The sequence below is a fragment of the Bacillus sp. K2I17 genome (assembly GCF_002209985.1).
In the GTDB taxonomy this organism is placed as follows: domain Bacteria; phylum Bacillota; class Bacilli; order Bacillales; family Bacillaceae_G; genus Bacillus_A; species Bacillus_A wiedmannii.
In genome coordinates this window covers 20,449-30,524 of the sequence record NZ_NJGF01000045.1, presented here as the reverse complement: position 1 = coordinate 30,524, position 10,076 = coordinate 20,449, and the positions used below count along the sequence as shown (strand labels likewise).

Genomic DNA, 10,076 nt, shown 5'->3' with positions numbered 1-10,076 from the left:
GTACGGGATTCGAACCCGTGTTACCGCCGTGAAAGGGCGGTGTCTTAACCACTTGACCAACGGGCCGTTAAATTAAATATAGCGGCGGAGGGGATCGAACCCCCGACCTCACGGGTATGAACCGTACGCTCTAGCCAGCTGAGCTACACCGCCATGTCGTCTTATTTAACGGACAATTAGTATCTTACCTCAGATATATTTTAAAGTCAACACATCTTGAAAACTTTTTTAAAAATATATTTTCACATATAAAAAAGCACCCCGAGCAATCGCCCTGGGTACCTCTCTATATGCTAAGAATTAAACGTTCTTATTATCCGCGACGTGCGCCACGGCCACCACGTTTAGATTCTGTGTTACGCTTTAAAGAAGTTAAACGATCTTCACTGTCCTTTAAGAAACGTGCCATCTTTTGCTCGAATGTTTCTTTTGGAGCTCGTTCGTTACCGCCGCCACGGTTATCTCTGTTGAAAGAACGATTACGTTGTGGACGTCCAGAACGTTGTTGATCGCCACCGCCACCGCGTTGGTATTCACCACGTGGACGATCTCCTTCTGTTTTTTCACGCTCTTTCGCTTTTTTAATAGATAGACCGATCTTACCATCTTTTTCAACGTTAATAACTTTTACTTCTACTTGGTCGCCCACTTTTAAGTGATCGTTAATATCTTTCACATAATTATCAGCAACTTCACTAATATGAACAAGACCCGTTAAGCCTTCTGGCAGCTCCACAAAAGCCCCAAAATTTGTAATACCTGTTACTTTACCCTGTAACTTGCTGCCTACCTCGATTGACATAAAAAAAATGCTCCTCCTTAGTGGTTAAAAAGTCAAATTTTACTTTATTATATATAATCCTAAAATATAGTGTCAATAAGACATACTCTACTTAGAAACAGGAAAAATTATCTCCCCTTTTCCAGAGAAGAAATAATCCCTTCTAGCAATCTTTAATACGTACTCTTCATCATTCAACTTTTGAACTTCGTCTTTTAGACTCTTTTCTTTATTCGTTAATGAATCCAGTTCTTTTTTCATGTCCTTAACTTTTGCTTCTTTTGCTCTAATGGAACTGTTTTGTTGATAAAACGTTACACTAATACTCGCAATAATTGTAAAAGCAAAGACAAGAAAAACCGCTAAACGGCGATAAAGTCGCTTCCTGTTCTCATCCGTTTGTATTATATGCTCTTTAACAGGATTTGGACTCTGTTTTTCGATTGTTCTTTGTCTCAGTTCCCTCATTTCCGAGGTCCCCCTAACTTCTTTTTTATACGCCCCCATAATTGGAAGATGTGTCCCTTCAATTTTGCTATATATTGCAGGAACCCTACATGTTTCATTATAAAAAGTTTAACACGATTAGGGAGAAGTTTCCATATGAGCGAAGCAATAAATCGAACAGGCCAGAAAAAAACTTTCCATATGAAAAGTAATATCCAAATCACCATTTTCCATAACACATGTCCAATTGAAAGCAGTATACGAAATAAGAATAATATAAATGCAATAAATAGCTGCGCTATAATAATAACAGGTTTTATCATGAGTAGCTTTATAATTTGAACAAAAAAGTGTGTTGTTTGCATAAAAATATAGATGAGAAAATTTAACAGTCTCATGTATATTGCTTTCAATAAGCTTTGATATGCCGCAAAACCACATAATAATGCCAAAAATACATATATACGTAGTTCAGCTTCATTTACAAGAAGCAGTACATAAAAAACGAATAATGCTTGGACAATCCAAAATAGTATATCATGAATAAATACAAGCCAACGTTTACGTTCTTGCCGCTTTAAAAATCGTTGGTATGTATCTAAAGACGCTCCAATCCAAGCACCCATTCCGATCATTGAGAGCATCGTATACAACTGAATTGTTAGGCTCATTTAAACAACTTACTAAAGAATCCTTTAGTTTTCTCCCCTTGATTCTCATCAATATACAGCATCTCATGAACTTTCCCTTTAATCGATACAACACCTTTTTCTACATCTAAATTTTTCATTTGCAAATTTTGACCACGAATTGTTAAAAAACCCATTACGGTCTCAAGTAAAAACTCCTCGCTATCAAAACTCTCTACCTGCTTTACACCGGTAATATCAATTACACGCCTGCCACGCATAATAATATCATGCTCTACCGAAACATTTTGTTGATTAGAAGACATAGGTGAGTAACCATTATCCACGTAAATCCCCCCATAGATTTATACTAGCTAATAGTAATGTATGAAGGGATAATTGATTTTAGAACAAGCCTTCTTCAGCCTTTACTTTTTCTTCGCGAACTAAACTATACATATTTGCTGCATCTTCTTTTTTAGTCGTTTCTTTCAATTCGTTTATTTTTACAGTTACTATTTTTTGACCAAAACGAATTGTTAATTCATCAGCTACTTTTACATCTGAACTCGCTTTTGCCACTTGACCATTAATTGATATTCTTCCTTGATCAGCTACTTCTTTCGCTAATGTTCTTCTTTTAATTAAACGTGATACTTTCAAAAACTTATCTAGACGCATATCAAATCCCCCTATTAACGCTCTGTTTGTTTTGCCTCTTCCCATAAAACGTCTAACTGCTCTAATGATAAATCTTGCATCTCTTTATTCATTTCAGCTACCTTTGCTTCCATGTATAAGAAACGACCGACGAATTTCTCATTCGTTGAACGTAACGCCTCTTCGGGATCTATTTTATAATGACGAGCTATATTCACAAACGCAAATAGTAAATCGCCAAATTCACCTAACATTTTCGCCTCATCCATATTTGTAACTTCTTGTTGGAACTCTTGCCATTCTTCTAAGGCTTTCTCTATCATCGGTTGTACATCAACCCAATCGAAACCAACTTTGCCAGCTTTTTTCTGGATTTCATAGGCGCGTAGTAACTGTGGCAAACTTTTTGGAACCCCATTTAAAACAGATTCTTTCACGAATCCTTTTTCTTGTTTTTTAATTTCTTCCCAATTGGCAATTACTTCATCGGCATTATTTACATCCGTATTCCCAAATACATGCGGGTGGCGGCGAACCATTTTCTCAGATAAAGTTCGAATAATATCATCTATAGAGAACCAACCTTCATCCTCCCCGATTTGAGCATGCAACATAACTTGTAATAATATATCACCCAGTTCTTCTACTAAGTGATCATCATCCTCTTCATCAATTGCTTCCAACACTTCATAAGCTTCCTCAATTAAATACTTCTTTAAAGATTGATGTGTTTGCTTTTTATCCCACGGACAACCATTCGGTCCACGAAGGTCTGCAATAATTTCTCTAAGCACATCAAACTGTTGATACAAGGACGCACGTTCTTTAACTGGTGGTACATATACACTCGTTAAATTATTCAACTCTGTTTCATGATCTAACATGTACAACGGCACCTTTTTAACTTGTTCAAATGAAGTCCCTGCAGCTGTTACGATATACACTTCATAATCATCTGATAGCATCTCCATTAATGTTAATTTCACATCAGATGCAACGAATGCGTCATATACTTGGCAAAAGATTAAATGTTGACGTAATTCTAATTGTCCTCTTTCAAATGATGTGGCGTCAATTAATTGGAATCCTTCAATCGGATCAATCTTTAGACTCGCAAACATAGGATCAAGGAAACTTTGTCCACCTTCAATGCGCACTTCAACATTCGCTACTTCACCTTTTTCCAACAGTAGCTGAACCGTTCTTTCCGCTACAAGCGGATGCCCTGGCACGGCATAGATGATTTCTGTGCCTTCAGCTTGTTCTAACAATGTATTGGCGATTGTTTCATATACAATTTCAAATGTATCATGCGCTTCATATACACTGTCAAAGGCTGTATATTGTATACCTTCTTTCTCCAACTCTTCTATAACGGGATGTTCCTTCGTTCTAACAAACATGTGATCTGCTTCTTTTATTTTTCGATATACACCCATCGTTAACTGATCTAACTCACCAGCACCTAATCCTAAAATAGTAATGATTCCACTCACAACCTGCCACCTCTATCCACTCTTCTTCAATGAACCTTCTTTTTTCTCTTTTTTCATAACGGTTCCTATTTCCGCTTTTGTAAATACACGTAATTTTAAAATTAAAAACACATATGTTAATCCACCGATAGCTACACCTAACAATGCCTCAAGTGTTGCAATTCCTCTATGCCTTGTATCAATTACTAATCCAGACATTTGCATCAAACGTATAAATATTATTAATACAAACCCCATACCGATACCACTAATAACTACACCTAACATATTACGCTTATCGATAAGCGATTCGGATACAGCTTGCATAAGTAATGCACTATTTAGCACAGAAATTACAATTAACGCAACTAGTGTTGCAATTGCAGCTCCCTTCACACCAAAATACGGCATTAATGTATAATTTAAAGCTAACTTTAAACAACCCCCAAATATAACGAATATTGCTGGTTTTAATGTTTGTCCTAACCCTTGCAAAATAGAAGCAGTTGCAATCGACAATGAACTAAATAAAATAGATAAAGATAAAATGGATAAAACATCTGACCCATCACTATTTTCAAACAACATAATATTCGTAGGCTGAATAATACAAGTTAATCCAATGGCAGCTGCAAATCCAATAACAAATGTTATTTTCATTGCTAACTTTACCTTTTCTCGAATAAAGGAAAGATCTCCTCTTTCCTTCGCCGCTGTAATAATTGGAATAAGTGACAATGAGAAAGAAGTTGTCACGACAGTACCTAATTGCATAAGCGGGATACTTCTGTCGTAAACACCTTTTAATACCTTTGCACTTTCAGCTTGCTCTCCTGCCCCAATAAGTAAGGAATAGAAGGAAATGGAATCAGCCATTTGTATAAAAATAAGTACTAAGTTACTAACACAAATCGCCAATCCCTGCCAAAACAGAATTTTAATGATCCTCTTTTTTCCCTTAATTCTCTTTACACTCTTGAAAAATATAGAACGAAAGTCATGACGCATATAAAGTACAAGTACGATAATCCCAATTAGTCCGCCTGCGATTGAACCTAACATAGCACCTGCACCGACTGTATATAAATCAAATCCGCGAGCAATTAGGAATAGAGATAAAAATACAATAATAGAAACACGAATTGTTTGTTCTATCACTTGCGAAACAGCTGTTGGCATCATATTATTGAACCCCTGAAAATATCCTCTTGCTACAGATAAAAACGGCATCAATATGAATGAAAATGAAATAACACGTAATAACTTATCTAAGTGTATATCACCCATGGCTGCTGCAATTGTTTCGGCACCAAAAAACAATGTAAAAAAGCCTACGAAACCAATTCCTAATAAAAACCAAAAAGATACACAGATAATTTCTTCTGCTTCTTGTTGTTTCCCTCGCTCTAATCGTTCCGCAACCATTTTTGAAATTATAATGGGGAACCCATAAGTAGCTAAAATTAAACAAAATCCATAAAACGGATAAATTTGTTGGTAAATATAAAAACCAATATCACCCGCTATATTTTGATATGGAATACGGTAAAAAGCGCTTAATACCTTTGTAACAAAACTTGCGATTGTTAATATAATAGCCCCACGCCAAAAGGCTTGATACTTCTTCGATTCCATACAAGAAAACTCCTTTTTCTATTCTCACCCCTCGTATTATATCATAAAGAAAAGGACAAGCTTCCTTGCCTACACGAGTAATAATACGTTCGTGCAACGCTAGAAATGTTCAACGAAAAAAGGTAGCAAAGCGCTACCTTCATTCAATATACATATATCTCCAAATATTTGATTTCTCAAAAAGAAATATCATAATTAGGAAAGATTGCTACTTCTAAAATTCGATATAGCCTTACTGCTCCATTTGTTTCGCTAAAAAGCTTGCAGCTGTATTTACTGACTTATGCTCTACTTCACTTATAATATCCTCTTTAGAGAAGATAACAACAGCTCCAATTGGATCCCCATTCGCAACAATCGGGCCAATTGTATAGGAACTCACTTTTTCTGTTACTCCATCAATAATTGAAATTTCGCTTTCATCTGTCATAATTACAGACTTACGCTCTTCCATTGTCTTCTCAATTAAATCGCCAACACTTTTATTTAAGTATTCTTTTTTAGATACGCCTGCTACTGCGATAACAGAATCACGATCGCATACAAGCACATTATGTCCTAAGCTATCGTATAAAGCTTCCGTATATTCCTTTGCAAAATTACCTAGTTCACTAATTGGAGAATATTTTTTCAAAATCACTTCTCCATCGCGATCAACAAATATTTCTAGTGGGTCTCCTTCTCGAATACGTAAAGTTCTACGAATTTCCTTCGGGATTACTACCCTACCTAAATCATCAATTCGACGTACGATTCCAGTTGCTTTCATTCTAATGCTGCCTCACTTTCTACTGATGATCAAAGTGGTGAATTTACCTGTTCATGTAAAAATCACCAACTGTTAGACATAGTATTTTACACATTAGTTCTTCTATGCACGCCGAATTGTATTTTTTTATCTTATATTAGGCATTTATGACTTCTTTTTTTACATCTGGTAGGCCTTTTAATAAATTTTCAGCAATTGTTAACCACTTCGATGTCTCTAAACCATTTGTTTTCATAACGATTTTCAATTGCGATCCTTCCATTCCTAGACCAATCATACGTCCAAAACTATTTCCAAGCATGAATAATTTTCCGCCATCAATATTTTGACTTGCTTGTTCTGAGAACAGAATTGTCACTTCAAATTTATTTTGCTTAATTAACTCAATTTGTTCTTTCATTGCCAATACTTTAATATTTGCAATTTGCAATAAGTAACCAACTTCTTGCGGGTAATCACCAAATCTATCTATCATCTCTTCCTGCAACTCTTCAATATCCTCAATTGCAGAAACACCTCTAAACTGTTTATACATCATAATCTTTTGTTTACTATCTGAAATATAAGCATCTGGTAAATATGCATCTACTTCTAAATCAATTTCAACATTAACTGTATTTTCAACCCCATCTGTTCCTCTACGCTGTTCAATTGCATCTTTTAACATTTGAGAATATAGATCAAATCCGACAGAATCAATAAATCCATGCTGTTCGGCTCCTAACAAGTTACCTGCACCACGAATGGATAAGTCTCTCATCGCAATTTTGAAACCTGACCCAAGCTCTGTGAACTCTTTAATGGCTTGCAGACGCTTCTCTGCAACTTCTGATAACACTTTATCTCGTTTGTATGCAAAGTATGCATATGCAACACGATTAGAACGTCCAACACGACCACGAAGCTGATACAGCTGCGATAATCCCATACGATCTGCATCAAATACAATTAACGTATTTACATTCGGAATATCTACACCCGTCTCAATAATTGTTGTACTTACAAGAACATCATGCTGCCCTTCTAAAAACGATAGCATAACAGACTCTAATTCACCTTCGTTCATTTTCCCATGTGCATACGTTACACGCGCGTCTGGAACTAACATCGAAATTTCATCTGCTTTTCTTTCGATATCCTCCACACGATTATATAGGAAGTAAATTTGCCCACCTCTTGCAAGCTCTCGTTCTATCGCTTCTCGCATTAACGCTGGATTATACTCTACTACATACGTTTGGACTGGGAAACGATTTTCTGGTGGTGTCTCAATAACAGATAAGTCACGCACACCAAGCATAGACATATGGAGTGTACGCGGAATCGGAGTTGCCGTTAATGTTAACACGTCAACATTTGCTTTTAATTGTTTAATTTTTTCTTTATGCGTTACACCAAACCTTTGTTCTTCATCAATAATAAGAAGACCTAAATCTTTATAAGTAACGTCTTTAGATAAAATACGATGCGTTCCGATTACGATATCTACCGTACCATCTTTTAAGCCTTTAATTGTTTCATTTTGCTGTTTTCTCGTACGGAATCTACTTAATAATCCTATATTGATTGGATAATCTTGAAAACGCTCTCGAATTGTTTCATAGTGTTGTTGTGCAAGGATCGTTGTCGGCACTAAAATTGCAACTTGTTTTTCATCCATAATTGCCTTAAATGCCGCACGGATAGCTACTTCCGTCTTTCCATATCCTACATCACCACAAAGAAGCCTATCCATCGGACGTCCACGTTCCATATCTTTCTTAATCTCGTCAATAGAACGTAATTGATCCTCTGTCTCTTGATATGGGAAAGAAGATTCAAATTCTTGTTGTTCTGCCGTATCTGGTGTATATGCATAACCTTTTGAAGCTTCGCGCTCAGCATATAGTTTAATTAGGTCATCCGCAATGTCTTGTACAGATTTTTCAACTTTCGTTTTGACCTTTTTCCAATCATTTCCGCCCAATTTATAAACTTTAGGATCCTTACCTTCAGATCCTACATATTTCTGCACTTGGTCAATTTGTTCAATTGGAACGTATAACTTATCATTACCTTGATATTTAATATTCAAGTAATCTTTATGAACACCATTAATCTCTAGTGTCTCGATACCTAAGAATTTACCTATACCATGATTTACATGAACTACATAATCTCCAACTTTTAATTCCGAATAACTTTTAATACGTTCAGCATTAGATAACTTCTGCTTACGTTGTGATTTTTTAACTTTTTTATGAAAAAGCTCTTTTTCAGTAATAACAACAAGCTTTTGCATCGGCATTTCAAATCCTGCATGTAAATCACCTACAGCAATTTGCAACCTTCCAGGCAATAATATATCTGTGCCCTCTACGATATCTGCCTCAATATCATAATCACTTAAAATATGTTGTAGTTTTTTTACACGTTCATCATCTGTGCCGAGCACAACAGTCGTAAAATGCCCTTCGTTCCATCTATCAATTTCAGTTTTCAACAACTGCATCTGCCCATGGAAATCTTGCATTGTTTTACATGTCACATTCACAATATTTTGCGGATGTGTATGTGCTATATGACGTAAGAATAACGTTAAATATACAAAACTTCTTTTTTTATGATGAAGAAATTCCTCAAACGAGTGTGAGAAAGATAAATCTTGAATAATTGTTCCCTCACCAAGAAGTGATATATACCATTCCGCCTCTTCCGTTTCAAGATGTGATGCCGTTTCTTGAATACGAGAAATCTCATCCAAAACCACAATACCATCTTCAGGTAAATAATCTATCAGACTAGCAGGTTCTTTATAGAAAATAGATAAATATTTAAACATCTGTTCTATACTTTGCCCGTTTTTTAACATCTCAATTTCATGACTTACCGTTTCAAGCACTGTAGTCTTCAATTTATCATCGGAAAGTTTTTGCATCGTCTTAGTCAAGCCTTCCTCAAGATGCTCAATTCCCGACTTCAATTCTTCCTGTGAAAATAAAAACTCTGTTGCTGGACCAAATCTAACACTTTCTTTTTTATCTTGAGAGCGCTGTTCATCCACATCAAATAATCGAATAGAATCAACTTCTGTATCGAAAAATTCAATACGAAATGGTAACTCTTCAGTTAATGGGTAAATATCTAATATTCCCCCGCGCAAACTGAATTCCCCAGGAGCTTCTACCATCGACTTACGCTCATAACCAATATGATGTAAAGTATGCAAGAATGTATCTAAATCAATCTCTTGCCCTAGATTGATTTCGATTTGCCTTTGCTTCCACAACTCTTTCATTGGTAAAAATCTGCGTAGTCCTGCAACTGGCGCTACAATAATCCCGTTCTCTCCTGCCGCTAAACGATTCAATACTTCAATACGTTGCGCCTTCAATTCTGGGCTTGCAACACCAATTTCTGATGCTATCAATTCATTTACTGGGTATAACCACACATCTTTTTCACCAAGTAACGCCACTAAATCTTCATGCACTTTTTGTGCTTGATATAAATTATGCGTCACAATAAGTTGTGATTTTTTTGTTTTTTTATATAAGGCCGCCATTAATAACGAACGAGAAGAGGTTGCCATACCTGATACAAGTTGTTCTTTTAAACCATCTTCTAGTCCATTAATAACCGATTGGATCTCTTCATTTTTATAAAATTGCTCTAATAAACCTATCATTTTCAAAACCCCT

General features: G+C 35.9%; 9 protein-coding genes and 1 tRNA gene. All 10 read right to left on the bottom strand.

The features are described 5' to 3' along the window. Positions 1-79 precede the first annotated feature (79 nt). The 10 genes from CER22_RS27425 to mfd all read right to left on the bottom strand — a co-directional run bounded on the left by CER22_RS27425 (position 80) and on the right by mfd (position 10,063). A tRNA-Met gene (locus CER22_RS27425) sits at positions 80-153 on the bottom strand. 160 nt (positions 154-313) lie between these two features. Continuing rightward, positions 314-802, bottom strand: coding sequence for a S1 domain-containing RNA-binding protein (locus CER22_RS27420; protein ID WP_000021454.1), 489 nt, complete (start codon positions 800-802; stop codon positions 314-316). 87 nt (positions 803-889) lie between these two features. Beyond that, a complete protein-coding gene (divIC, locus tag CER22_RS27415; protein ID WP_001208737.1) occupies positions 890-1,249 on the bottom strand; it encodes a cell division protein DivIC in 360 nt (119 codons plus the stop codon). Then, entirely contained in the window at positions 1,246-1,899 is a 654-nt protein-coding gene (yabQ, locus tag CER22_RS27410; protein ID WP_000059764.1) for a spore cortex biosynthesis protein YabQ, read from the bottom strand. The genes divIC and yabQ overlap by 4 nt, the downstream gene beginning before the upstream one ends. Continuing rightward, positions 1,896-2,204 carry a sporulation protein YabP gene (gene yabP, locus CER22_RS27405; protein ID WP_000368630.1) on the bottom strand — a complete coding sequence of 103 codons (309 nt, stop codon included), beginning with the start codon at positions 2,202-2,204 and terminating at the stop codon, positions 1,896-1,898. Before yabP ends, yabQ begins: the two co-directional genes overlap by 4 nt. Before the next feature lie 58 nt (positions 2,205-2,262). After that, the gene (locus CER22_RS27400) at positions 2,263-2,538 is read right to left on the bottom strand and encodes an RNA-binding S4 domain-containing protein (protein WP_001234876.1); all 276 of its coding nucleotides are present in this window, start codon (positions 2,536-2,538) and stop codon (positions 2,263-2,265) included. A gap of 14 nt (positions 2,539-2,552) precedes the next feature. Next, positions 2,553-4,013: a nucleoside triphosphate pyrophosphohydrolase gene (gene mazG / locus CER22_RS27395; protein ID WP_000014264.1), complete on the bottom strand. Its 1,461-nt coding sequence runs from the start codon at positions 4,011-4,013 to the stop codon at positions 2,553-2,555. 12 nt (positions 4,014-4,025) lie between these two features. Then, complete coding sequence (locus CER22_RS27390; protein ID WP_088610122.1) at positions 4,026-5,627, bottom strand: putative polysaccharide biosynthesis protein; 1,602 nt, start codon at positions 5,625-5,627, stop codon at positions 4,026-4,028. Between the two features lie 232 nt (positions 5,628-5,859). After that, positions 5,860-6,396 carry a stage V sporulation protein T gene (gene spoVT / locus CER22_RS27385; RefSeq protein ID WP_088061461.1) on the bottom strand — a complete coding sequence of 179 codons (537 nt, stop codon included), beginning with the start codon at positions 6,394-6,396 and terminating at the stop codon, positions 5,860-5,862. Positions 6,397-6,532: 136 nt separating this feature from the next. Further along, positions 6,533-10,063: a transcription-repair coupling factor gene (gene mfd / locus CER22_RS27380; protein WP_000579706.1), complete on the bottom strand. Its 3,531-nt coding sequence runs from the start codon at positions 10,061-10,063 to the stop codon at positions 6,533-6,535. Positions 10,064-10,076 lie beyond the last annotated feature (13 nt).